The sequence below is a fragment of the Halomonas sp. 5021 genome, assembly GCF_036663435.1.
Taxonomy (GTDB): domain Bacteria; phylum Pseudomonadota; class Gammaproteobacteria; order Pseudomonadales; family Halomonadaceae; genus Vreelandella; species Vreelandella janggokensis.
In genome coordinates this window covers 1-25,003 of the sequence record NZ_JAXOVU010000009.1, presented here as the reverse complement: position 1 = coordinate 25,003, position 25,003 = coordinate 1, and the positions used below count along the sequence as shown (strand labels likewise).

At 54.9% G+C, this 25,003-nt stretch carries 24 protein-coding genes and 1 riboswitch; of the genes, 8 read left to right on the top strand and 16 right to left on the bottom strand.

Annotated elements, in window-relative coordinates; all coding sequences use genetic code 11:
* Positions 1–22: 22 nt before the first annotated feature.
* A complete protein-coding gene (locus tag R3F64_RS14035; RefSeq protein ID WP_332612085.1) occupies positions 23–1,237 on the bottom strand; it encodes an aspartate aminotransferase family protein in 1,215 nt (404 codons plus the stop codon).
* Between the two features lie 291 nt (positions 1,238–1,528).
* On the opposite strand from R3F64_RS14035, the gene R3F64_RS14030 reads away from it, so the two are divergent.
* The 3 genes from R3F64_RS14030 (at position 1,529) to R3F64_RS14020 (ending at position 4,036) form a co-directional block, all read left to right on the top strand.
* Complete coding sequence (locus R3F64_RS14030; protein WP_332612083.1) at positions 1,529–2,653, top strand: C45 family peptidase; 1,125 nt, start codon at positions 1,529–1,531, stop codon at positions 2,651–2,653.
* Positions 2,654–2,744: 91 nt separating this feature from the next.
* A complete protein-coding gene (locus R3F64_RS14025; RefSeq protein ID WP_199284807.1) occupies positions 2,745–3,065 on the top strand; it encodes an antibiotic biosynthesis monooxygenase family protein in 321 nt (106 codons plus the stop codon).
* 176 nt (positions 3,066–3,241) lie between these two features.
* Positions 3,242–4,036 carry an SDR family NAD(P)-dependent oxidoreductase gene (locus R3F64_RS14020; protein WP_332612082.1) on the top strand — a complete coding sequence of 265 codons (795 nt, stop codon included), beginning with the start codon at positions 3,242–3,244 and terminating at the stop codon, positions 4,034–4,036.
* Positions 4,037–4,055: 19 nt separating this feature from the next.
* Here R3F64_RS14020 and R3F64_RS14015 read toward each other — a convergent pair whose 3' ends face one another.
* Both R3F64_RS14015 and fabV read right to left on the bottom strand, forming a co-directional pair.
* Positions 4,056–5,033 carry a GlxA family transcriptional regulator gene (locus R3F64_RS14015; protein WP_332612081.1) on the bottom strand — a complete coding sequence of 326 codons (978 nt, stop codon included), beginning with the start codon at positions 5,031–5,033 and terminating at the stop codon, positions 4,056–4,058.
* A gap of 171 nt (positions 5,034–5,204) precedes the next feature.
* A complete protein-coding gene (fabV, locus tag R3F64_RS14010; RefSeq protein WP_085917869.1) occupies positions 5,205–6,410 on the bottom strand; it encodes an enoyl-ACP reductase FabV in 1,206 nt (401 codons plus the stop codon).
* A 144-nt stretch (positions 6,411–6,554) separates the two neighbouring features.
* Between fabV and R3F64_RS14005 the strand changes: the two genes are divergently transcribed.
* Positions 6,555–6,938, top strand: coding sequence for a DUF7079 family protein (locus R3F64_RS14005; RefSeq protein ID WP_085917906.1), 384 nt, complete (start codon positions 6,555–6,557; stop codon positions 6,936–6,938).
* Here R3F64_RS14005 and R3F64_RS14000 read toward each other — a convergent pair.
* Together R3F64_RS14000 and R3F64_RS13995 are read right to left on the bottom strand one after the other, a co-directional pair.
* Positions 6,935–7,420 carry a glutathione peroxidase gene (locus R3F64_RS14000; RefSeq protein WP_332612080.1) on the bottom strand — a complete coding sequence of 162 codons (486 nt, stop codon included), beginning with the start codon at positions 7,418–7,420 and terminating at the stop codon, positions 6,935–6,937. The genes R3F64_RS14005 and R3F64_RS14000 overlap by 4 nt on opposite strands.
* 87 nt (positions 7,421–7,507) lie before the next feature.
* The gene (locus R3F64_RS13995) at positions 7,508–8,125 is read right to left on the bottom strand and encodes a LysE family translocator (protein ID WP_264827186.1); all 618 of its coding nucleotides are present in this window, start codon (positions 8,123–8,125) and stop codon (positions 7,508–7,510) included.
* 195 nt (positions 8,126–8,320) lie between these two features.
* Between R3F64_RS13995 and R3F64_RS13990 the strand changes: the two genes are divergently transcribed.
* A complete protein-coding gene (locus R3F64_RS13990) occupies positions 8,321–9,052 on the top strand; it encodes a YebC/PmpR family DNA-binding transcriptional regulator (RefSeq protein WP_085917872.1) in 732 nt (243 codons plus the stop codon).
* Between the two features lie 98 nt (positions 9,053–9,150).
* Here the strand turns inward: R3F64_RS13990 and R3F64_RS13985 are convergent, their stop codons facing one another.
* Both R3F64_RS13985 and R3F64_RS13980 read right to left on the bottom strand, forming a co-directional pair.
* Entirely contained in the window at positions 9,151–10,158 is a 1,008-nt protein-coding gene (locus tag R3F64_RS13985) for a zinc-dependent alcohol dehydrogenase family protein (protein WP_085917873.1), read from the bottom strand.
* 31 nt (positions 10,159–10,189) lie between these two features.
* Positions 10,190–12,079, bottom strand: a complete 1,890-nt coding sequence (locus R3F64_RS13980; RefSeq protein WP_332612078.1) for an ABC transporter ATP-binding protein — start codon at positions 12,077–12,079, stop codon at positions 10,190–10,192.
* A 399-nt stretch (positions 12,080–12,478) separates the two neighbouring features.
* Positions 12,479–12,649, top strand: a riboswitch (FMN riboswitch).
* A 97-nt stretch (positions 12,650–12,746) separates the two neighbouring features.
* On the opposite strand from R3F64_RS13980, the gene R3F64_RS13975 reads away from it, so the two are divergent.
* Positions 12,747–13,223: a 6,7-dimethyl-8-ribityllumazine synthase gene (locus tag R3F64_RS13975; protein ID WP_268901038.1), complete on the top strand. Its 477-nt coding sequence runs from the start codon at positions 12,747–12,749 to the stop codon at positions 13,221–13,223.
* A gap of 95 nt (positions 13,224–13,318) precedes the next feature.
* Here R3F64_RS13975 and R3F64_RS13970 read toward each other — a convergent pair whose 3' ends face one another.
* The 9 genes from R3F64_RS13970 to R3F64_RS13930 all read right to left on the bottom strand — a co-directional run bounded on the left by R3F64_RS13970 (position 13,319) and on the right by R3F64_RS13930 (position 23,558).
* Entirely contained in the window at positions 13,319–14,218 is a 900-nt protein-coding gene (locus tag R3F64_RS13970) for a ribokinase (RefSeq protein ID WP_332612075.1), read from the bottom strand.
* A 73-nt stretch (positions 14,219–14,291) separates the two neighbouring features.
* On the bottom strand, positions 14,292–15,248 hold the full coding sequence (locus R3F64_RS13965) for a D-ribose ABC transporter substrate-binding protein (RefSeq protein ID WP_085917882.1): 957 nt from the start codon (positions 15,246–15,248) through the stop codon (positions 14,292–14,294).
* Between the two features lie 78 nt (positions 15,249–15,326).
* Positions 15,327–16,427, bottom strand: coding sequence for an ABC transporter permease (locus R3F64_RS13960; protein WP_332612072.1), 1,101 nt, complete (start codon positions 16,425–16,427; stop codon positions 15,327–15,329).
* A gap of 23 nt (positions 16,428–16,450) precedes the next feature.
* Entirely contained in the window at positions 16,451–17,992 is a 1,542-nt protein-coding gene (locus R3F64_RS13955) for a sugar ABC transporter ATP-binding protein (protein WP_332612071.1), read from the bottom strand.
* A 9-nt stretch (positions 17,993–18,001) separates the two neighbouring features.
* Entirely contained in the window at positions 18,002–18,646 is a 645-nt protein-coding gene (locus R3F64_RS13950; RefSeq protein WP_233337363.1) for a DUF2291 family protein, read from the bottom strand.
* 47 nt (positions 18,647–18,693) lie between these two features.
* Entirely contained in the window at positions 18,694–19,800 is a 1,107-nt protein-coding gene (locus R3F64_RS13945) for an MDR/zinc-dependent alcohol dehydrogenase-like family protein (RefSeq protein ID WP_085917886.1), read from the bottom strand.
* Positions 19,801–20,228: 428 nt separating this feature from the next.
* Positions 20,229–21,209 carry a sugar-binding transcriptional regulator gene (locus R3F64_RS13940; RefSeq protein WP_332612070.1) on the bottom strand — a complete coding sequence of 327 codons (981 nt, stop codon included), beginning with the start codon at positions 21,207–21,209 and terminating at the stop codon, positions 20,229–20,231.
* A gap of 38 nt (positions 21,210–21,247) precedes the next feature.
* Complete coding sequence (locus R3F64_RS13935; protein ID WP_332612069.1) at positions 21,248–22,978, bottom strand: dihydroxyacetone kinase family protein; 1,731 nt, start codon at positions 22,976–22,978, stop codon at positions 21,248–21,250.
* A 106-nt stretch (positions 22,979–23,084) separates the two neighbouring features.
* On the bottom strand, positions 23,085–23,558 hold the full coding sequence (locus tag R3F64_RS13930; protein ID WP_085917889.1) for an RpiB/LacA/LacB family sugar-phosphate isomerase: 474 nt from the start codon (positions 23,556–23,558) through the stop codon (positions 23,085–23,087).
* A 356-nt stretch (positions 23,559–23,914) separates the two neighbouring features.
* On the opposite strand from R3F64_RS13930, the gene tal reads away from it, so the two are divergent.
* Positions 23,915–24,862: a transaldolase gene (gene tal, locus R3F64_RS13925; RefSeq protein WP_332612068.1), complete on the top strand. Its 948-nt coding sequence runs from the start codon at positions 23,915–23,917 to the stop codon at positions 24,860–24,862.
* 56 nt (positions 24,863–24,918) lie between these two features.
* On the top strand, positions 24,919–25,003 hold an 85-nt coding region (locus R3F64_RS19415), incomplete at its 3' end, for a hypothetical protein (RefSeq protein ID WP_422823330.1).

Genomic DNA, 25,003 nt, shown 5'->3' with positions numbered 1-25,003 from the left:
ACGGGGGTTGCTACGGCTTCACTCATGTGGCGGCAACTAACCGTTCAATCGCACGTTCCAGGCGGGCCATGCCCTCGGCGATGTCCGCTTCCGGAATGACCAGGGAAGGCGCCATGCGCAGCACATTGGGCCCGGCAATCAGCGCCATCAAGCCCTCTTCAATCGCCAGTGGAAGGATATCTTTGGCACGTCCTTCATAGGCATCGGACATTTGGGCGCCCATCAGCAGGCCCATACCGCGAATCTCTTTAAACACGCCGTACTTGCGATTGATGGTTTCAAGGTGCTCGCGAAACAGGTCATGACGCTTTTTGACACCTTCAAGTACCTCGGGAGTATCGATAAACTCGACCGCCGCCAGGGCAACGGCAGATGCCAGCGCGTTGCCGCCGTAGGTGGAGCCGTGGGTACCGATGACCAATGATTTTGCCACCGCATCAGTCGCCAGCATTGCCCCCACAGGGAAACCGCCGCCCAGGGATTTGGCGCTGGTGAGAATATCCGGGGTAATACCGTAATTTTTATACGCGTAGAGTTCGCCGCTGCGGCCCACGCCGGTTTGCACTTCATCAAAGATCAACAGCGCATTGTGCTCGTCGCACAGATCGCGCAGCCCCTGGAGGAAGTCCTGCGTGCCGGGCACGATGCCGCCCTCGCCCTGCATGGGCTCGACCATGATCGCGCAGGTGTCGTCGCCTACCAGCTTGCGCACACTTTCCAGATCATTGTAGTTGGCATGCAGGATACCACCGGGCACCGGACCAAACCCCTGTGAATACTTGGGCTGCCCCCCCACGCTCACGGTGAAAAAAGTGCGCCCATGGAACGACTGATAAAACGAGATGATTTTATCTTTATGCTCACCGTGGTTATCCACAGCCCAGCGGCGAGCCAGCTTCAACGCGGCCTCATTGGCTTCACCGCCGGAGGAGCACAGGAAGACCTTATCGGCGAAGGTCCGATCGACCAGCGCCTTGGCCAGGTTCAGCGCTGGCTCGTTGGTAAACACATTGGAAAGGTGCCACAGCTTTTCACCCTGATCCTTTAGCGCATCGACCAGTACCGGATGGCAGTGCCCCAGGGAATTGACCGCGATGCCCCCGGCAAAATCGATATATTCACGCCCCTGCTGGTCCCACAAGCGGCTGCCTTCTCCTCGCACCGGGATGACCTGCTGCGGGGCGTAATTGGGCGCCATATAGTGATCGAAATCCTGACGGTTTGGGGTGTGGCTCATGGGACGCTACCTCCAGTGGGGTAAGGGAATGAAAACAGTATAAGGGGCCGAATAGGGTAACTGCTTTCAGCAATGGGACGGCAAATTATGAAAAGCAGCATTTAACGCGCCCCCTTTTTTAACACTCTATATCCATCCTTCTCACCTCACGGTATCAGTGACGTATTTAGTCGTTTGGGGACGCCTGATGCCCTTCGGTAGCTGTCAGCCGCGCCCTTTCCTCAAACATTGAATAAGGCGCGGAATCCAGGCATCGGTGCGCAGTGTCGGCCATCAAGGGCGAGCAAATCCGTGAGCCTGCGTATCCAAGCACCCACCTGCACTTCAACGCTGTTCGCGGTAGGCTTGAGTAAATCCGCCCGAGGAGCACGCCGCATGCTCAACGTAACCCAACTGCGTGGTAGCCGCCATGCCATTGGCGTGGTCCATGGCCAGCGCCACGCCGCACAGATTCAGCGCAGCATTGAGGTCTATGACCGGCTGTTTCAAGACTTTGCAGGCCTCGACTGGGCTGCAGCCCGACAGGCGGCGCGACGCTTTATACCGGCTATCGAACGCGGCTTTCCGGCGATCCTGGATGAGCTCGAGGGCATTGCCGAGGGCGCCGACCTGCAGCGCGACGACATCCTCACCCTCAACTGCCGCAGTGAGATCTCGCTAACCCAAGCCAGCGGCGGCTGTTCCGCCTTCTCGCTCTACCAGCAGGGTCGGCAGTGGCTGGCCCAGAACTGGGACTGGCGCCTCGACCAGCTCGATAACGTGGTGGTACTGCACATAGAGGGCGACGACGCTCCGTCGCTGGTCAGCGTCGGCGAGGCGGGGATGCTGGCCAAGATAGGCCTCAACGCCCACGGCCTCGGCGTGTGTCTCAACGCCATCCGCTCGCAGACCTGCGGCGACGGCCTGCCGATCCACGTCGCCCTGCGCAAGCTTCTCGAAAGCGACGGTTTCGCCAGCGCCCAGCGCATCGTCGCGGAAGACCGCGTCGCCTCACCGGCACACTTTCTGGTCGCCAGCGCTGCAGGCCAGGCCGCCGGTTTCGAGGTACAGCCCGGGCCACCGGGGGTACTCGAGGCCCGCGACGGGCGGGTGACCCACACCAACCACCTCTACGCCGCGGCCACCACCGCCTGTGTCGCCGACTTCCCCAAGCCCGACTCCCATGTGCGCCTGCGCCGCCTCGATGAGTTGCTCGACCCACCGCCCGAGGCCAGCGTCAGCGCGCTGTTCGACGTACTGAGCGACCACCACAATGCGCCCATGTCGATCTGCAAGCACACTGACATCGACCTGCCCGAGGCCGAGCGCATGGAGACTCTGTTCGCGGTGGTGATGAACCTCGACGAGCGCACCCTGCACCTGCGCCACGGCTACCCCTGCAAGGCCCGGCAGACGCTGAGCATTGCGCTCGACTAGCGGCGCAGGAAAAGAAGCAGTTGGGGACGGGTGGGCGGGATACACTGGCCCAGGATCGAAAGTTTCAGCAGCAGCAACAGGGAGAAGCGCCATGAAATATATCTTTGAAGTGCATATCCGCGACGGCTACCGCGCCGAGGACTACGCCGACGCCTGGGTCCGCGCCAGCCAGCTCATCCAGCAGGCGCCAGGGGCACGCGGCACCGAGCTGCATCGCAAGATTGGCGACCCCAGCACCCTGATCGCCATTGCCCACTGGGACAGCAAGGCCAGCCGCGACGCCATGGAAACCCAGCCCAACCCGGAGATCAAGGAGATCATCCGCCGTGCGGCCCCCTGCTGCGAGATCCGCCTGATCGGCGAATTCGAGGAACCGGAGTGGGTGGTGATGCCGCCGAATGCCAAGTCATAAAGGAGGGTCGCAAGGCCCCTTTTACTGGCTCAGTGCTCAGCATGCGACTGAAAGCCTGATCAATTGAAGACCTCCCCCTTGAAGAAACCTAAAAGAGCACCACACTCATTAGCAAGCTATAAAGTTACCCGTTGTGTAGCGAGGTACTGATACTCAGTAAGAGAGGAGCACACCCCATGCAGATTGATCTTAACGGCAAGCACGCCATTATTACCGGCTCGACCGCAGGTATCGGCTTTGCGATTGCCCAGGGTTTGGCCAATGCAGGTGCCGATGTCGTCATCACCGGGCGCACCCAGGCACGTATTGACGAGGCCATCGCGGCCATCAAGAAAGACGTTCCCAACGCCAAGGCGACGGGCGTGGCCGCCGACCTGGGCACCGCTGAAGGCTGCCAGACGCTGATCGAACAACAGCCCAGCACCGACATCCTGATCAACAACGTCGGCATCTTCGGCCCACAGGACTTTTTTGAGGTCGACGACGCCACTTGGCAGCAGTTCTTCGACGTTAATATCATGAGCGCCGTGCGCCTTTCACGCCATTACGCCCAGGGAATGCGTGAGCGCAACTGGGGCCGCATCCAGTTCCTGTCCAGTGAATCGGGCATCAACATCCCCAGCGAAATGGTCCATTACGGCATGACCAAATCAGCATTGCTGTCGGTATCGCGGGGGCTTGCCAAGGTATTGAGCGGCACACAGGTGACCGTCAATGCCATTCTGCCGGGGCCAACCCGCTCAGAAGGGGTGCTCAACATGATTGGCGAAATCGCGGAGAAAGAAGGTATTTCTCAGCAGGAGGTGGAAGCGCGCTTTGTGCAGGAGAACCGTCCCTCTTCCATCATTCAGCGCCTGGCGACACCCGAAGAGGTCGCCAGCATGAGTGTTTATGCAGCCTCCACCCAAGCCAGCGCCACCACCGGCGCCGCCCTGCGCGTGGAAGGTGGCATCGTGGATACATTAACCTGATCCATCTAACCTAATCCCTTTAATTCAGGCGCTCTTCCCTCGGTGTCATGCCGAAATGGTGTCGGTAGGCGGTAGAAAAATGTGCCCCGGAAGAAAAGCCGGTGGCAAAGGCAATATCGCCTACCGCCAGGTCGCTTTCCCGTAGCTGTTTGCGGGCTTCCTGAAGACGCAGGTCCAGGTAGTAGCGGCTGGGCACCGCCTGCAGGTATTTTTTGAACAACCGCTCCAACTGGCGCCGGGATATTCCCAGATGCTCGGCAAGTTCCAGGGTAGAGAGCGGTTCCTCGATATTGGCTTCCATCAGCGTCACGGCATCCACCAGGCTTTGCGGCGCGTGACCCAGACGGCTACGCAGCGGCACATGCTGGCGCTCGTCCGCCAGGCGAATCCGGTCGCAAACGAACTGTTCCGAAACCTGCTCGGCCAGGCGAGCGCCGTGATGCTGACCGATAAGCGTCAGTATCATGTCCATCGCCGCGGTGCCACCTGCACAGGAAAGCCGGTCGCGGTCAATCTCAAACAGCTGCTGGGAAAGCGTGACTTGCGGATAGGCCTGGGAAAAGGCGTCGAACCGCTGCCAGGGCAGCGTGGCGCGGTAACCTTCCAGCAGCCCGCAGCGCGCCAGCACCTCGGTGCCACCCGCCAGCCCTCCCAACATCACGCCGCGCCCCACGTATCCCCGCAGCCATTCATTGAGCTTGGCGGGCAGTGCATAAGGCAGCGGCGTAGGGGCGCAGACCAGCAATAAATCAAGCGGCCCAGGCGTGCTTGCCAAGGTATGCTGCGCCAGCACGGAAAGCTGCGCACCGCTGCGGACGGATTCGTCATCCATACTCAGCGTGACGGTTTGATAAAGCATCTGCCCGCTGAGCTGGTTGGCCATTTGCAAAGGTTCCAGCGCGGCAGCATGCGCCAGCATCGAAAACCCCGGCAGCAGCACAAACGCTACCCGCCGTCGTGACGCGGCATTGGGGGAGTTGACTGGGTTATGCTGCATGGAAAACCGCCGTGACGAAAACAAACCGACATCTTAACCAATTGCCTGGGTAAAGGCAGTGGCTACGTCGTGGTAAACAAAACATGACGTATAAATGCAAAAACGCCGAGCTCCCAGGCCCGACGTTTCTGTAACACTTAGCGGTCGCAACACCAATTAGCGCTGACCGGTTTATAGATTGACAACATCAAAGTCGACCATCGGGTCAACATCGGCGTCGTAATCTACATCATCACGCTCGAAGCCAAACAGTTTCAGGAAGTCGTGCTTGTAGCCCGCGTAGTCGGTGATCTCGAACAGGTTCTCGGTGGTGACCTCCGACCACAGGTCCTGGCAGGCCTTCTGGATATCGTCACGCAACTCCCAGTCATCCAGGCGCAGACGGCCGACGTCATCAGTGGCCATCTCACCGTCTTGCGGGGCGTAGAGCCGCTCGCCGAACAAGCGGTTAAGCTGATCGATCGTGCCCTCGTGGACGCCCTGCTCTTTCATGATGCGATACACCATGGCGATATACAGCGGCATCACCGGGATCGCCGCGCTGGCCTGGGTGACCACCGACTTGAGTACCGCCACATTGGCACCCCCACCGGTCTCTTTCAGCCTGGTATCGATTGCCGCGGCGGCACGGTCCAGGTCTTCCTTGGCCTTGCCCAGCGCGCCGTGCCAGTAGATCGGCCAGGTGATCTCAGTGCCGATATAGCTGAACGCCACACTGCGCGCGCCCTTGGCGAGCACACCGGCCTGGTCCAGCGCATCCATCCACAGTTCCCAATCTTCGCCGCCCATCACAGTGATGGTATCGTCGATCTCCTGCTGGGTCGCGGGCTCCACCTCGGCTTCGATGATGGCGTCCTTGTTGGTGTCGATCGCGGTGGCGCGGTAGGTTTCGCCAATCGGCTTGAGGCTTGAGCGCTTGAGTTCACCGCTATCCGGCAGTTTGCGCACCGGCGATGCCAGCGAATAGACCACAAGGTCGACTTCGCCCATGTCCTGCTTGATCAGTTCAATGGCTTTCTGGCGCGCTTCGTGGGAGAACGCATCGCCGTTGATCGACTTGCTGTAAAGGCCTTCCTGCTTGGCAAATTTGTCAAACGCTGCGCTGTTGTACCAACCCGCTGTGCCAGGCTTTTTCTCTGTCGCCGGCTTTTCAAAGAACACGCCCAGGGTATCCGCCCCGTAGCCAAACGCCGCGGTAATGCGCGCCGCCAGGCCGTAGCCGCTGGAAGCCCCGATCACCAGCACTTTTTTAGGGCCGGCGCTCTTGTCCAAACCGCGTGCGCGGGTCGCTTCAATCTGCTCGCGAACGTTTTGCTCGCAGCCAACCGGGTGGGTGGTCGTGCAAATAAAGCCGCGTACTTTGGGTTTAATAATCAAAGGGAACCTCGCTTTCAAAATAACGTGTTTAGCTCATCAGTGGCACTATTCTAGCGGTCTCGGGCGGCGCTGTCCGCTATTGAGCTTATGGACCTTTCACGTCAGGATATTGTTTTATCCCTGACCGCCCGTGAGGCTTTGTTAATGAACGCACAGCAGCTAGTCGATGAACGTGGCGATTTGTGGTTGGCACTGGCCCCGTTATGGCTGGACCGCGAGCCAAGTGAACGCGATTACGCCCAGATGGTTGAGGTCGTTCAGCGCTTTGAGATGACCTTCAAAGAGCTTGAATGGATGTTCCGCTTGGAGATGGCGCCGGTGATGGCCCGCCACCAACTGTCCATTGCCAGCGAATGGCGTGAGTTCAATGATCGCAAGCTGATGCAGCAACTGGTCAGCCACAACCTGCGTTTAACAGGCTGGCGGCGCAAGAGTTGGGCGCTTTTTTCAGGCCTGACGACCATGATGGTTCGCCACCGTTGGAACGAGCTGATGAACCGGGTGATGGTCGCCCGCGGCGAGACTTAAATCTCGTCGAGCGCGCGTTCCAGGCGTAGCCGTAACGAGCGGCCATGATCCCGGGGACCAAAGCGCGCAATGACCTTGCCATCACGCCCGACCAGGAATTTTGTAAAATTCCATTTGATCATTGTTGTGCCCAACATGCCGGGCGCCTCACGCTTTAACAGGACGAACAGCGGGTGAGCGTCCCCGCCGTTAACCCGCACTTTTTCCATGAGCGGAAATGTGACGCCGTATTGCTGCTCGCCAAAAGTACAAAAGGCCTCAGCGCTTTCCGGGGACTGTTTGCCAAACTGGTCGCAGGGAAACCCCAGTACCGTGAAGCCGCAATCTCGATAGCGTTGGTAAAGCGTTTCCAGCTCTTTGAGTTGCGGGGTATAGCCACAGCGGCTGGCAACGTTGACGATCAGCAACACCTGCCCCTGCAACGCCCGCAGATTAAACGGCTGCCCCATGTGGTTATAACAATCCTGATCGTAAAGTGTCATCTGCCGCTTTCCCCCTGGAACGCCTCGCCACTTACCATGCCATTTCTATGCCCAACGCACCAGTTCCTCGAGCCAGCCAATGCCGATCTAGACCAGCGGACCGGCCACCACGCGAAGCGCCAATGCCAGCAGCAATACCCCGGTCACCCGGTTGATCCAATGGGCACGGCGCTGAAGCCAGGGCAGCACGCTTGAATGCGACAGGGCAACGGCCACCAGCACGTACCACCCCCCGTCAATGACCATCGCCGTCACCACGATGAGCGCTTTAGCGACCAGGCTCATATCGGGCGTGACAAACTGGCTGAGCAGCGCAACGAAGAAAAGAATCAGCTTGGGATTGCCAAGCGCCACCAAGACGCCCTCTCTGGCGGCCCTAGCGCCGGACGTGACCATTGCCTGTTGCTGCATCGCCCCGGCGCTACCGGCACGCAGCGCTTTAATGCCCAGCCAGGCAAGATATGCAGCCCCTACCCAGGTAATCAACTGGAAGAGGGCCGGCCACTGCACAATCAGCGCGCCCAGACCCAGCACGGTAAGCAGTGCATAAAGCCCAACGCCACCGGCATGGCATAACGCCGCTGTCACACCCACCAGTCTTCCCCCACCCAAGGTATGGCGCAGCACCAGCGCCAGACTGGGTCCCGGTGACATGGCGCCCATGGCGCATACCGCCGCCAGCGACAACCATAGCGAGAATGGCATGTGATTCTCCTTGATCGTTGATTATCCTTTTGCCGCCAGCCAATGGCGACCCGCACAGTGTACGTCAAAACCATCCAGACGACGTCTGCGCTTGAGCAAATAAGGCTGTTAGCATGATATTCTGTTGGGTAAACTTTGGCTTTTTTGATGACACCCCTGATCAGCAGGGAGAATCACTAATTACAGGACGTCAACATGGGTAGGGCTTTTCAGAACCGTAAAGAATCCATGGCCAAAACGGCCGATGCCAAGACGAAGGTCTACAGTAAGTACGGTCGCGAGATTTACGTTTGCGCCAAGTCGGGCGGCACCGATCCCCATAGCAACCTGGCGCTACGCGGGCTGATGGAGCGTGCCAAGAAGGACCAGGTACCTTCTCACGTGATTGACAAGGCGCTGGATAAAGCCAGCGGGGCGGGCGGCGAAGACTTTTCAGCGGCGCGCTACGAGGGCTTCGGCCCAGGAAATGCCATGGTGATTGTCGAGTGCTTGACCGACAACCCCAACCGCACCTTCGGCGACGTTCGCGGTTGCTTTACCAAGACCAAGAGCAAAATCGGCACCCCCGGCAGCGTCAGCCATATGTTCGACCACTGCGCGATTTTCGCTTTTGCCGGTAGCGACGAGGAAGCCGTGCTGGAAACACTGATGGAGGCAGATGTCGACGTCACCGACATCGAACATGAAGACGGCCGCATCACCGTGTTTGCACCGCATACCGACTACGCCAAGGCCAAGCAGGCGCTGCTGGACACCTTCGGCGACATCGAGTTTGAGGCCGATGAAATTCAGTTTCTGCCGCAAACCACCACGCCGGTCGAAGGCGACGATGTGGCCATGTTCGAAAAACTGCTCGGCATGCTGAACGATCTGGACGACGTACAAAACGTCTACCATAGCGCTGAGCTGCCCTCAGACGACGAGTAAACGCTTAACGCACCAGCGCCGCCCGTGAGGGCGGCGCTGGTGCAAGGCAAGACCAGGCACTAAGGCCTGATCGCAAGGTCTTGGGGGTTATCGCTCGACTAGAATGTCAGGCAGATCTTGCCGAAGTGTTCGCCGGATTCTTGATGACGGAAGGCATCGGCGATTTTGGTCAGCGGGAATTCACGGTCGATAATCGGCCGCATGCCATTGGCTTCGATGGCACGAATCATTTCTATCTGGTCGCGGCGGCTGCCCACGATCAACCCTTTCAGGGTGGCCTGCTTGGCCATCAGCTTGGCGGTGGGGATTTCCCCTTCACGGCCGGTCAATATGCCGATCAGTGCGATATGACCGCCGATCTTGACCGCATCGATCGACTGCGGCAACGTGCCTGAGCCACCTACTTCCACCACATGATCAACGCCTTCGCCTTCGGTCAGCGCCTTGACGGCTTTCCCCCACTCGGGCGTCTCTTTGTAGTTGATGGTGTGCTCCGCCCCCATCTCACGCAGGCGCGCGAGCTTTTCGTTGGAGGACGATGTGGCGATGACCCGTGCCCCCATCATCTTGGCAAATTGCAGCGCAAAGATGGAAACGCCACCGGTACCCAGCACCAGCACCGTATCGCCAGCTTTCAGGCCACCGTCGACGACTAATGCGCGCCAGGCGGTGAGGCCAGCGGTGGTCAGGGTAGCTGATTCGGCGTGACTGTATTCAGCCGGCTGATAGGTGAACGAGGTGGCAGGCGCGATAACCTGCTCGCGCGCATAGCCATCGATGCCATCGCCGGGAGTGGTACGGAAGTCGCCGACCCGCGCCGGGCCCTCCAACCAGCCGGGGAAGAACGTCGACACCACCGGGTCGCCCACGGAAAACTCGCTCACGCCTTCACCGACGGCGTCGACAACCCCGGCGCCATCCGACATGGGGATACGCCCCTCCTCGGTGGGGATCATCCCGGCTACCACGGCGTAGTCGTGAAAGTTCAGCGAACTGGCGTGCAAGCGCACACGAATTTCACCTTTCCCCGGCTCGCCGGGCTCGGCTTGATCCACTACCGTTAGCTTGTCGAGACCGCCGGGCTGATTGAGTTGAATCGCTTGCATGAACACCTCTTTGGACAGAATGGTCGGTACATTAATCATTGGGGCTAACAGCATCGACATCAAGGCCGATGAACCCACCCGATTGCCGACGCCAGAGACGCGCATAAATGCCATTCTTTTCCAATAATTGGGCATGAGTGCCACTTTCGACAATCCGCCCCTCATCGACCACGATAAGTCGGTCGAGCATCGCAATGGTGGACAGCCGATGAGCAATCGCAATCACCGTTTTACCTTCCATGAGGGTATCAAGCTGCTCCTGAATGGCGGCTTCCACCTCGGAGTCCAGCGCCGAGGTGGCCTCATCGAGCACCAGAATCGGGGCATTCTTGAGCAGCACCCGGGCAATCGCAATGCGCTGTCGCTGGCCGCCGGACAGCTTGACGCCCCGCTCGCCTACATGGGCGTCCAGCCCACGCCGCCCTTTCGGGTCGACCAGATCATTGATAAAGGTATCCGCATGGGCACGGCATACCGCCTCCCAGACGTCGTCATCATTGGCATGGGGGCTGCCGTAGCGGATGTTATCGCGCAGCGAACGGTGCAGTAACGACGTGTCCTGGGTCACCATGCCGATCTGGTGGCGCAGCGAGGTTTGCGTAACCCCGGCGATGTCTTGCCCATCGATAACAATGCGCCCGCCCTGAAGGTCGTAAAAACGCAGCAGCAGGTTGGCAAGGGTCGACTTACCCGCCCCGGAGCGGCCGATCAGGCCAATCTTCTCACCCGGGGCAATATTCAGACTCAAGCCGTCGAACACGGTTCTGTTCTCGCCCTTGGCTTGTTCATAGCCGAAGCGCAGCGACTCGAAAGCAATCGCTCCATGGGGAACGCTTAGCGCCTGGGCGTTGGGTGTATCACGAACGGTAGGCTCCTGGGCGATGGTGTTCATGCCGTCCTGCACCGTACCGATGTTTTCAAATAGGCCGGCGACTTCCCATAAAATCCAGTCCGACATGAAACGAATCCGCATGACCAGCGCGATGGCAATGGCAAGCACGCCCAATGAGATGGCGTCCAGGTACCAGGCACTGATCGCCATCCCCGCTGTGCCCACCAGCAGTGCCGTATTCAGCAGTGTCAGGCACACGCTCATGATGGTGACGAGGCGCATTTGACGGTGCACGGTGCCCATGAAACCTTCCATGGCATCCTTGGCGTAGTCCTGTTCACGCTGGGTGTCGGCAAACAGCTTGATGGTCTGAATATTGCTATAGCTATCCACCACGCGCCCGGTCATCTGGGCACGGGCATCCGCCTGGGCCATGGAAACATCCCTCAGGCGCGGCACGAAAAACCACATGATTGCCAGATAGCCTGCCAGCCAGAGCCCCAGCGGCAGCAGCAGCCAAGGATCAGCACGGCCCAGTAAAATCGCCGCACCGGTGAAGTACACAATGGCATAGACCAGCAGGTCCATTACCTTGGTGACGGTTTCGCGAATCGCCAGCGCCGTCTGCATGACTTTCTGCGACACCCGCCCGGCAAACTCGTCCTGATAAAACGCCAGGCTCTGGCTGAGCATGTGCCGATGCGATAGCCAGCGGCCAATCATCGGGTAGTTGCCGAAGATACTCTGGTGCGTCACCAATGACTGCGCCAAGACCAACAGCGGCAGGCCAATCAGCACAAGAATCCCTACTCCGGAAAGCCACAGGCCATGCTCGGCCCAGAAGTTCTCCCGATCCACGTTGCCGAGCCAATCCACCAGCTCGCCCATGTAGCTAAAAAACACCACCTCGGCGGCAGAGACCAGGCCGGTGAACAGCGACATCAGTAGCAACAGCGGCCAAACCGGGCGGGAAAAATGCCATATGAACGCCGCCAGTCCCTTGGGAGGCGTCGTCACGTTGCCTTCGGGATAGGGATCAACGCGCGTTTCAAAGTAACGAAACAATGGCGCGAGCATACGCGAGAGCATGGCGAGTCCTTATGTTACTTGTCAGTCGATGAATTAGTTCGGCAAACATTGCCAGAACAGCCAGCACCAAAATAACCGCTTAAAAATTACGCAGAGTTTCAGGTACTGCCACATGAGTCCCTCTGGAGGAGGCCAGCAGATTGGCCATCATGGAGCCAAGCCTTCTGGCACGTTTTAAGCCGCTTAGCTCAAAAAAAGTTGCCACCGTCTCAATCATTAACCTGCTAAGCGTCCGCCAGCTTACCACTGATGGCATCGGCTTGGGATGTCGGGAAGCGTCCAGGGCCTGTCGATCTCCATAAACGTCCAATGGGTCTGCCCTCAGCCTTAAATTAATTTTTAAGGCTGCCTCTACACACTCCAGGCAGTCAGCGTATAATGCTTTCCGCCGTTAATGGCGAACTTTCTCAGGGCGGGGTGCAAGTCCCCACCGGTGGTGATGCCGTATCATATCTTGATGCGGACAAGCCCACGAGCGCTCCGCCAAAGGGGGTAACCTAACGGCTGAGGACAGCAGATTCGGTGAGACTCCGGAGCCGACGGTCATAGTCCGGATAAAAGAGAAGGTTTCCTAGTGATATTACCCGTTGCGTTTCAACGCATACGGGTACTGTGCTATTGGATGCCTCATGCCCTGGTTCTGGTAAACAATCCCCATAGGATGACCATGAATCAGACCCAACACTCCTCATCAGTTCGCGTTGCCTTTATCGAAGCGTCTTGGCATCACGATATAGTCACTCAAGCCAGAGAGGCATTCATTGCTCAACTTGCCAGCGAGCATGGCTTTTCCGCTGACCAAGTAGAGATATTCCAAGTTGCAGGGGCTTACGAAATCCCGCTTCAGGCTAAACTACTCGCCAAAACTGGCCGTTATAGCGCCATTGTGGGGGCAGGCTTTGTCATTGATGGCGGCATCTATCGACACGAATTCGTTGCTCAAGCGGTCATCGAAGGCATGATGCAAGCGCAACTGGAAACCGAAATTCCGATCCTTTCCGTTGTCCTGACACCCCACCATTTCCATGAGCACAGCACACACCATGATTTTTTCCATGGCCATTTCCGAGCCAAAGGCAAGGAAGCGGCAGAAGCTTTAGCGATGACTCTGAGCAATCACCGCAGAATTCATGAGCTAAGCTAGCTTCAATGGGGCACGGTTGAGATGTCGAGCGGTCTCATGATCGCTCGATATTCAATGCCGACGATGCATATTGCGTTTACTTACTCGGATTGCGCCTAGGCCGTTTCATATATCAATCTATCAACCTCTTCTTCCATCGGGATACTACTGGCAGCACCGTGTTTTTGAACTGACAGGGCAGCCGCTGCTGTTGCCCTTTGTAGGCACTGCGGTGGCTCAAGACCCGCCTGTCGGGCCGCCAGGAAGTAGCCGACAAAGGTATCACCCGCTGCCGTTGTATCGATGGCCTGTACCTTTAAGGCCGGTTGAAAATAAGCCTCACTGTTGTACTGATACCAGGCCCCCTCACCGCCAAGCGTAAGAACCACCTCGACACTTCCCAGCGTTTCATTAAAACGTCTTAGCAAATCGGAAGCACTCGACTCTAATGGCATTTCCAATAAAGTGGCGGCCTCTGTACGGTTAAAGAATAGTAACTTACATTGGTCCAGAGGCAGCGACGATACCCCCGAGGTCATTGGCGCAGGATTAAATACCACTTTGCAACCATGGCTCACTGCCAATGGAATCAGCTGATCAAGCCCATTGCACTCGTTCTGGATAAGCATTGTGTCACCAGGCGTTGTTTGCGCAACAAGCGCCTTCATGCGTTCCGGTGTAAAGCCATGGTTAGCGCCTGAAAATAAAAGAATAGCGTTTTCACCACGTGCATCAATTTGAATAATCGCATGCCCACTCGGCTCAGCGGTCAATTCGACATCTTGCACACCGACACCCGCAGACTCCAACTCAGGCACCACCCAGGCGTCTACTGATGAAACGCGCCCCCAGTGACTGACCGCTCCCTTGGCACGCGCTATCGCCAATGATTGATTGACGCCTTTCCCCCCCAAACCAACACTGTATTCATTACTTTCCAACGTTTCACCAGGGCGAACAAAATAGGCAACACGATATGTATGATCAATATTTATGGAACCAAAGTTAAATATCATTGACTCTTCCTCTCAACAAAAAAGCCAGCCAGCATCAACGCTGACTGGCCTCGAAGAAAGACTATCTTTCGATTTATCCCTCTAATACAAAAGGGGATGTGTAATTATCAACGCTATCCGGCGTGATGAGGACACAGTCGTACAGTTGCTTTTCACTATCCAGACCGGTTTCTCCGGTATTGATATAGCGATCGGCAATTCTCACTGACTCTTCAGCAAAAACAGCTACCGGCTGTAGGACAGTATAGGCCAATTCACCCGCACGAACCGCATCAACCGCATCAGGCGAACCATCAAATCCACCAACCAATACATCATCAAGCAAACCCTCTTGCTTCAGGGCGACAATAGCACCTAAGGCCATTTCGTCGTTACCACTGATCACGCCCTTAATATCAGGATGGGAGCGCAACATGCTCTGCATTTTATTGCGACCTTCCGTACGATCCCAATTAGCGATATCAGAGGCCACAAGGTTAAGGTCTGGGTACTGGCTTAGCACTGTCTCGTAGCCATTGGATCTTGTCGCGGCATTATTATCAGAAGGCGGGCCCTGTAACTCGATATAAGAGCCTTCACCACCCAATTGCATTGCCCACTGTTGCGCCCCTAACGCAGCCCCTTGTGCATTATTGGATACAAGTTGTGCCTTGGCCAATCCTTGCTGATTAATCTCGGCATTAATAATAAACACGGGGATTCCTGCATCAACAGCTCTTCGCACAGCGCCAATAGAACCATCCGCATTTGCAGGGTCTAGAATAATCGCTTTAGCGCCATTGGTAATCGCCGTATCGACTTGATTACTTTCAGTGTTGGTATCACCGACATGAGAGCTTACATTTGCTTCATAGCCCAACTCCTCTGCCGTTTGTTCAGCAATCGTTCCTTCCGTTTGCCAATAAGGGTTTGACATATCATTGACAATGATAGATATGAGCCCCTTTTCCTGAGCTGCTATAGCACCGCTAAAGAGCATAGAGGCACTGGCCAGTGCTGTAAAAATTACTTTCTTGCTTTTGGGAAGCATGTTCATCACCTCGTCGTTATGATTGTTAGCTCTTGGTTATACAGACCCAATCAGGTCACACTTCTAAACAAGGCTACGTCAAGTAGCGCTTGCACTAGAACTTTCTTTTTTAGTTTCTATCTTTTCTTTATCAGCTTTTTTCGAGGGCTTTTTGTTAGCACTGTACTGCACATTATTCAGCATGACAGCGAAGACAATAACGCTGCCCGTGAAGACCATCTGCCAATAAGCAGACACGCCGATGATGACCAGCCCATCGGCGAGAAAACCAATGACAAAGGCGCCCAATAAAGTATTACGAATCGTGCCACGCCCACCCATAAGCGAGGCGCCGCCAATCACAACGGCCGCAATCGCGGTCAGCTCGTAGGTTGTGCCTGCTGTAGGCCCAGCAGAGGTCAACTGCGAGGCAAGCACAATACCAGCGATGGCGGCACATACCCCGGAAATAATATAGACAGATAGCTTCACTCTATTTACCGGCACCCCGGATAGCTCTGCAGCTCGTGCGTTTCCGCCCGTAGAGTAGACCCACCGACCAAAAGGAGTGCGGCTAAGCGCCAACATGCAAATCATGGCAACGCTGAAAAGGATCAAGATGCCCACGGGAATACCGAGCAGTTTATTAAAACCAAGCCACTCAAACCCTGTATTACCCAGCGCAGGATCACCATTTAAACTATTGAAAGTTAAACCATCCGTCAGCAACAGGGCGGCCCCGCGTGCAACATACAACATACCCAGCGTGGCCACGAAAGCTGGCACCTTGAAATAGGCAACGAGCACACCGTTGATAGCCCCGACTACCCCGCCTAGTAAGCAAGTAAGCACCACAACGACCCACACTGAAGGGAAGAAAGCCAAGTCAAGCGCTTCAATTTCAACCCCTTCAAGTAGCATTCCCGCGAACACGCCGCTAAGAGCCAGTGTAGAGCCAACCGATAAATCGATACCACCGGTCAGAATGACAAATAGCATGCCTACACCTAGTAGCCCAAAAACAGCCACGTGTGAGGACATGGTTAAAAAGTTACCCGTCGAGAAGTAAACCGGCGAAAGGATGGAGAAGACGATGATGATCGCAAGTAAAGCAAAAAAAGCTCTTCCTTCGAGCAAAATCTTAACGAAGTCAATGCGCTTTTTTTCTGCTTGTACGCCATTGTTATTATGATGAGACATGGTTAAACACCTATTTTTAATAATTACGCAGCAACTGATTCACCGGAAGCAGCCATAATTTCATCTTTCGATACGCCAGGACCGAATTCAGCAGTGATTCGCCCCTTGCTCATCACCAGCACCCTATGCGGTATACTCAAGCATTCACTGACTTCAGACGTTGTGAAAACCACCGCCAAACCTTGTCGCGCTCCCTGGCTCAATAATTTGAACACTTCAGCCTTGGCGCCTACATCAATGCCACGGCTTGGTTCATCTAGCATGATGACGTCAGGATCAGTCGCCAACATTTTGCCGATCACCACCTTTTGCTGATTGCCGCCGGACAATGAACCGATGCCAGCTTCGCCACCGTCTGTCTTGATGCGCACCTTATCAATTGCTGAACCGATCATTCCTGCCTCCAGGCTGGATGACGTCAGCCCTTTGTGAGTAAATGCACGGATACTGGCTAGCGACAGATTCCTGCCAACTGACAGGGTGGGAACCAATCCATCACGCTGACGATCCTCAGGCACCAGTACCAGCCCTCTCTCTATTCGTTGTGCAATGTTGTAATGCGAGACATCATGTGAGTTGAGCAAAACATCTCCCTGGGACTGTCGGGTTCGCCCTGCCACACACTCCAGTAACTCCGTTCTGCCAGCACCCATCAGCCCGTAAATGCAGACAATCTCGCCTGCCTTTACGTCCAGCGAAAAGTCCTCGACCACATAACGACCTGCGACTTTATCGTCGCTTACATACAGATTCTGAATAGATAGCGCGCTGGCACCCAGCTCGTACCCTGTTGGCGGTGAACCAAGATCAAAACTCTCTCCCACCATATGCCTCACAATCCACTGCAGGTCGATGTCACAGCGCGGAGCATAAGCCGTCATCACACCATCGCGCAGCACAACGGCATGATCGGTAATCTGTAATGCTTCTTCCAAATGGTGGGAAATATAAACAATCGACACGCCCTTGCTCTTGAGGTCCTTGACGACTTTGAAAAGCGTTTCTACTTCCGTCGCACTCAAGGCAGAGGTCGGCTCATCCATAATCAAAATCCGTGAGTTCTTGGACAGTGCTCTAGCGATTTCAACGATTTGCTGCTGCCCCACGCGCAGGTCTTCGACCAGAGTGAGCGGGTGGATGGGTTCATCAAGCTCCGCCATTAGCAGCTCAGCCTGGCGCGCTTCTTCTTTATAGTCGACACTACCCCCTCCTTTAGTCAGCTCGCGACCCATAAAAATGTTGTCACGCACATTAAGGTTAGGGGCCAGGCTCAACTCCTGATGAATAATGGCAATCCCCAAGGCTTCTGCATCTGATGGAGAAGAAAAGCTGACACTTTCTTCTTCCAAAACAATTTCGCCCCCCGTCTGAGTCATGACGCCAGACAAGATTTTCATCAGCGTCGACTTACCCGCTCCATTTTCGCCAAAAAGCGTTGTCACCTGCCCCCGATATATATCGAAGTTCACGTCCTTGAGGGCTTGCACGGCACCGAAACGCTTTTCAATATTGCGTGCAGAAAGAATTACCGGAGCTACTTCCACTGTTGATGTATCGATACTCATAGACGATCCTCACTCAATGATCGCTATACTCACGGGAGTAATTAGCCAGTTTTTGGGATTTATCATGGTGAAGGAGCCGACGACCTCTAACGTTTTTCCAGTTAAATCTTGCCCGGAAATATCCGCAAGCGCTTGGCGCTTCATTTCATCATTGAGTGCTGCACCGACATCCTGGTATTCGATCTGATTGGTGAAGTCACCAAATTGAATATTGCCGGTTGTATCTCTCAGCGTTGTGCCATTAATAGCTGGGCCAGTTTGTACACGAATGGCGATATCTGAAGGCACATCGGCAACATCAAGGGTGTAAGTGCCCCCCTGTCCCTCTACAGCAACGCCTGATAAAGAGACCGGTACAATATGACCGATGCTTGCGGCCACGCCGTATTTACCACCTGCCGCGCCAGCATCCTGGAGCACTTCCGGCGCCAATACCGATGCATCTACGGCATTATTCTCGACATACGCCTGAATCTCAGGAAAGGTTTCCTTAGCAAATTGCTGTGGTGAAAAACCCGCCTCGCTCTCAAGCTCCGTAAGACTAATGACTTTGGTATCAAACGCCATGAGTGCGAATAGCACTAAAATTAAAGCAGCTGTCACATAGACGCTTATACGCTTACCACCGGGCACCGAATTTAATGTCGCCGACATAACCACTCCGGTTATCATTGTATTTATAAATAAAAAGCTTTCGTAACCTACTGATCGCCAGGTATAAGCACAACCTTTAACGCGTCAGGATCATTGCGCATCATATCCAACCCTTGGTGGAATTTATTCAACGGAAGTTTATGTGTAACAACATGATTCGTTGGAAAATCACCATTCCCGATACCTTCAATCACAAGCGGATAGCAATAAGGGCCTAGATGCGCACCTAATATATCCAGTTCTTTACGATCACTGATAATGCTCCAATCGACAGTCACAGGCTCTTTGAATACGCTGAATTCGACGAAACGACCAAGTTTACGAATCATATAGAGACCTTGCTCTACTGACTTAACGGCACCAGTAGCCTCAATATAGATATCGCAGCCGTAGCCTTCTGTTATGCTTTTCACGTAGTCAACAACATCGACGTCAGCAGGATTCAAAACGATGTCGGCACCAAATTGTTTGGCAAGTTCTAAACGCTTATTATTGAGATCCAGAACGACCAGTTTCGAAGGCCCGGATTTTTTGATCGCGCCGATCATTCCTAGCCCTAGCGTTCCCGCTCCGGAGAGGACAACCACGTCACCCAGTTCAACCTGCGCACGCTTTACCGCGTGTAACGAACACGCATAGGGTTCAATAAGAACCGCTTTTTCCATCGGAATCTCATCGGGCAGCTTGTGATTAATCGCCTCTTTGGGGAAGACCATATAATCGGCCATCCCCCCGTTCACGTTATGCTGAAACCCATAGACATCGTGCTTTTCGCACATCCAGTACTGCCCACGGTTACAGAAACGACACTCCCAACAAGGCACAATTTGCTCAGAAATAACGCGGTCGCCGATCTCCAGGTTCTTAACCCCCTCACCCAAAGCCATCACGTGACCAATAAACTCATGACCTGGAATCATCGGTGCCTTGATGTAGGCGGGCTGAGTCTCATCGCCCCAAAAGCTGGGGGCGCCTTCGTAGGCCTTGAGGTCGCCTGCGCAGATCCCGCATGCTTCGACCTTAATCAGCACTTCACCTTCTCCCACCTCGGGCACGTCCACCTCTTCAAGGCGATAATCACCAGGCGCGTAGGCGACCACGGCTTGCATGGTCAGTGGTAGTTCAGCGTGATTGTTGTTATCAGCGTTATGCATTGCTCACTCCTAATGCTTCTCGTGTTGTCTTTCTGCACTGGCGTTACAAAAGTTCCTAACGTGTACATATGAATTAACTACCTTAAGCGTAGCCGAGTCAATTCATAATGATGTCTTTTATTATTATACTTTAGGATCATCTCGCAAGCCGCTGATAATAATAATTAATTTATATTTTTGGAATTATTTGCCATAAAAAAGAAGTGAAGGTAAGTGGTAGACGACATTCTATATGATCGATGATTGTTCAAATGTTCACATAGAGATTGCTATCGACAAGCACCACTTACAAGCATCTCTCCGCGAAGGGCCGGTATACTTCACGGCGAACAAATGAATGCGGGAAAGAATCTAGAAGGAAAACAAGCAGGCTTCCGAGCTCGGCCGGTCATATTTAAGCCTGCAAGCTGTCGGGCAATGGCCATACATCACGCGCGCACTTCGCTCTGAGTCGCCTCATCAAGCCGCAGTATAGTGTGCGCATTGGTGACACTAGTCGCCAAAGTATCGATAACCCCGGTACGTAGCGCACCCAGAATACCAACCGCTTTGGTATTCTCGCTGGCGATAGCGATAACATCTGGAATGCGCGTGAGATCCTGGATATTGAGGCCTACCACACGCCCCTGCATCTGCGTCGCCGAAGGCTGCCCATGGATATCGATAAAGTCATAACCCATCATATCGCCCACTGTCCCGGAGAGCCGTGCTTCAGCAATTTCCTGGGCGGAAAACCACCCCATACGCACCATATTACTGTCTTCACTCACGTCGCCGACACCAATCAACGCCGTATCCGCGCGCCGGGCGCGATCCAATGTCTGACGCACGGTGGAATTTTCATACAGCGCATCCCTTACCTCACCGCTCTGCACCAGCGCTGGGGCATAAAGGGTCTCACTATCCCCGCCAAATCGACTCGCCAAACGCCGACAAATATGATCGGGGTTCATATGCTCCCCCGCACGCAACGAGCCACCAATCGCGCATACAAAAGAAACATTTAACGACTCTGCCAGGAAAACATTATCGGCCACGGCGGCGACGTTACGCCCCATACCCACGGCGACGATCTGGCCGTCAGTCAAACTACGTGAAAGATGATCGGCCACCAGACTCGCTACACCTGAGCGCTGCACATCAGGATCAGCGTTATCCAACGCAATCAGCGCTCGCTTCAGACCAAAGCGTCGCTTTAGTTCCTGCTCAATCTCTATGCTAACGGAACGATGTAAGCGCACCCGAACATCCACAATCCCCTCTGCCTGTGCGCGCTTGAGCAGCCGGCCTATTCGCACTCGCGAATGCCCAAGTCGGTTAGCAATAGCTTCTTGCGTCTCCCCTTGCACATAGTAGAGCGTTGCAATCTCTGTCATTAAGTCAATGTCAGCAGCGTCTTGACCATTCATCCTCGGCATCCAGGGGTTGTTGAAAGGCATGTATCATGTCAGCTTGCCTGACACTTTTTCAATACAGGAATCAGCGCCTGAATAATCAGCGCCAATGAAACCGAACCGGCATCAGGCGTACCCAAGCTTTTTTCAGCCAATGGACGCGCGCGCCCAACCCGGGGGGTAAGTTTCGCGGTGGCCTCAGCCGCTTCACTCGCCACACGTGCAGCGTATTCCCAGCAAGCTAATGCTCCCCGACCATTCTCAGCCTCCTGCGATAGCGCATCGGCAAAAGGTACCAACACATCGACCAGGGTCTTATCGCCCACCGCTGCCTTGCCGAATGCCATTACCTGCTGACGGGCCCCAAAAACGCCAGCAGCGAGACGCTGACTTGAAAGGGGCTTCTCATTACCAAGCGACTCCCCTATCGCTTTTAAGATAACCCGCCAGATAGCACCAGAGGTGCCACCCGCCTTATCCGACCAGCGCTGACCAGCCCAGTGGAGCACTGTCTCCGCACCGGCTCCTCCATCCAAAGCTTCTCTGGCCGCTTCAAGCGCAGACTGACTGCCGCGCTGCATACCAATACCGTGATCGCCATCGCCCGCCACCGCATCAATCTGACCCAACATTTCGCAATTTTCATCGACGGTACTGGCGAGCACTCCAAGTGCTTCCACAACACCGGTGGCTAATTGTCGCGAAGCATCGCTAGCCTCGGGAATTTCATCTTGAGTAACCACCTCAACTTCTGCCGGATCCAGCGCCTGCGCTGGCGTCACACTGCCTTTTCGATAGCCCGGCGCATCCGCCGCAGCGGTCCATAACGGCTCCATATTCTTATCAAGCCAGAACAGCGTCAGCGAAACCCCGGCCATATCAAGACTGGTCACCAGCTCGCCCACATCCGGCTCTACGATGATAAGACCGGCCTCCTGCAGCAATTCGTCGACTTTACGATAAATAACGAACAGCTCTTCATACTTGACGGTGCCCAAACCATTGAGTATTGGCGCCACCCTCGCCCCTTTGATGCTGATACCTTCTGGGACTTCTTCCAACAACCGGTCGACAAGAACCCTGGCCAACCCGTCCGCGGAAGGGATATCGGTCTCACTAATGCCCGGCTCACCGTGAATTCCCAGCCCGATCGCCATTCTTCCTTTGGGGACATGAAAGAGCGAATCAGCTGCCCCAGGTAACGTGCACCCCTCAAATGCCACACCAAAAGAACGTGTACAGCGATTTGCCTCCTTCGCCACTCGAACCACTTCTTCCAGTGATGATCCATTTTCTGCGGCAGCGGAGGCAGCTTTAAAGACGGTTAAATCCCCTGCGATACCTCGGCGCTTATCGAATTCGTCCAAGGGTGCGCTCGCCACATCATCCGTCACTAATACGATTTCACAGGCAATACCTTCAGCGATTAAACGCTCACGCGCCTCACCAAAATGCAGTACATCGCCCGCATAATTACCAAAGGAAAGCAGTACACCACCGCCGTTGTTAGCGGCTTTGGCGACAGAATAAACTTGTTGTGCAGAAGGCGAGCAAAACAGGTTACCCATGACGGCGCCGTGTGCTAATCCTTGCCCGACCAATCCCGCGAAGGTTGGGTAGTGGCCACTGCCACCTCCGATGACAACCGCGACAGTATCCGGCTGACTACGCGTACTGCGCACAACACCTCCCGGCACCGCCATCAGCTTGTCACGATTGGCAGCTACCAAGCCTAACCGGGCTTCTTCAGGGAAATCATTCGGGTCGTTAAATAGGCGTGTCATTGTTATATCCTCCGAAGCGAGCACAGACCGTGTTATCACAGCTTGCTTGGCGTTGTTGTTACTATGTGGTTATAAATCAGTGTCGGCGAATGCCAGCGACTTATGCTTACCGGGCACTCATCCGAGACTCATACTCTGCAATCCTGGCTATTTTTAATTCAGATGGCCCACCTGAAAACGTACTGCCCAAAAAGGTCGATACAATCGACTTAGCGAGTTCGTGCCCGACCACCCTCCCCCCTAATGTGACGATCTGTGCATCATTGCTGGTTCTGGCCTTACCAGCCGAATAGGTATCATGTGCCTGTGCAGCGCGGATGCCGGGTACCTTATTGGCAGAAATAGCCACCCCGATTCCCGTCCCACATACCAGCACGGCCCGATCGAAGCGACCCTCCTTAATCGCCGTGGCCACCTCAAAGGCAACATCGGGATACAGCACCGGTTCTGCATTAAAAGTACCAAAATCCTCGACTTCATAGCCTAGCTCACGGACATGGCCAATGAGAATTTCTTTCAGCTCGTAAGCCGCCTCATCACCGCCAATCGCGACTTTAAGAGAATGTGTCACATTGGGCATTCATGCTCTCCCTTCCAGAAAATAGAAACGTGAACGACTGACAGTGATAAGCACCACTTCACAGCTACCAATCGTCTACTGACGCTATTCAATTTATCACCTGCCTATCATTTGTAAACACATTGATCATAAGATCATGGCTTTCTAAGTACGGAAGGAAGGACGGTTAAATGGCAAAAAATACGCAAACAACTGTTTTTAAATGAAAACAAAACAAACACCGCTGACAAAACAAAGAGTTATACTTTTGTTTGATAGCTGTAACACGGGTGCTCCTAGCGACTGGATTTGACTAAATCGCCAAAAATGATCAATCATTTGATCGGATACCGTTCATTTTTTAAGGAGAGTCGACTATGTCGCTTCTGGATGGATTACGCGAACACTCACTGGTCGTGGCCGACACGGGCGACCTGGATGCCATAAAGCGCTATCAACCACAGGACGCCACCACTAACCCCTCTTTGATACTCAAGGCCTTCGAGCTGCCTCGTTATCAAGAGATGATCGATAGAGTGCTCGCTGAATCAAGTCGTGATGAGAACGACCCGAGCCGAATAGTTGACCAGCTTTCAGTGGCGATCGGCGGGCAAATTGCCAACGTGATACCTGGACGAATATCAACAGAGGTGTCCGCACACCTTTCTTTTGATTCCCAAGCCAGTATCCGCAAGGCCTACGAACTGATTGAGCGCTACGAGAAACTAGGGATTAACCGCAACCGCGTGCTGATCAAGCTTGCGTCTACCTGGGAAGGGATCCGTGCGGCTGAGCAACTCGAGCGCGAGGGGATCAACTGCAACTTGACACTCTTGTTCAGCGATGCTCAGGCGCAGGCCTGCTTTGATGCAGGGGTATATCTGATCTCGCCCTTCGTTGGCCGCGTTAGCGATTGGTACCAAAAGGCGACAGGTAAGCAGTTCACGCCAGAAGACGATCCTGGCGTGCTATTCGTAAAAGGGATTTGCGAGAGGGCTGACGCTGGTCGTTACGACACAGTCGTTATGGGGGCAAGTTTCCGTACCATCGATCAGGTCCTGACGTTGGCGGGCTGCCATCGCCTGACCATTTCTCCCGCACTGCTAGAGCAGCTTGATAGCATGGTGGGAGAAGTGGCCTCCAACATCCAATCACAATCTGTCACCCACGAACCATCCACACCGCTATCAGAAGCAGCGTTTCGTTGGCAGCATAACCAAGATGCCATGGCCAACGAGATGCTGGCTGACGGGATCCGCCGTTTCGCCTGCGACCAACAGACATTAGAGTCGCTGATCACGCAACGCTTGGCTGCTCGCGCCTAACGACAAGCTATCCAATATAACAAGCTACTCAATACAACAACCAAGGTACCACTGATATGAATAACCGTTTTGAGCTGGCCAATGCCATTCGCGCCCTTTCCATGGATGCCGTCCAGAAGGCCAAGTCCGGCCATCCGGGCG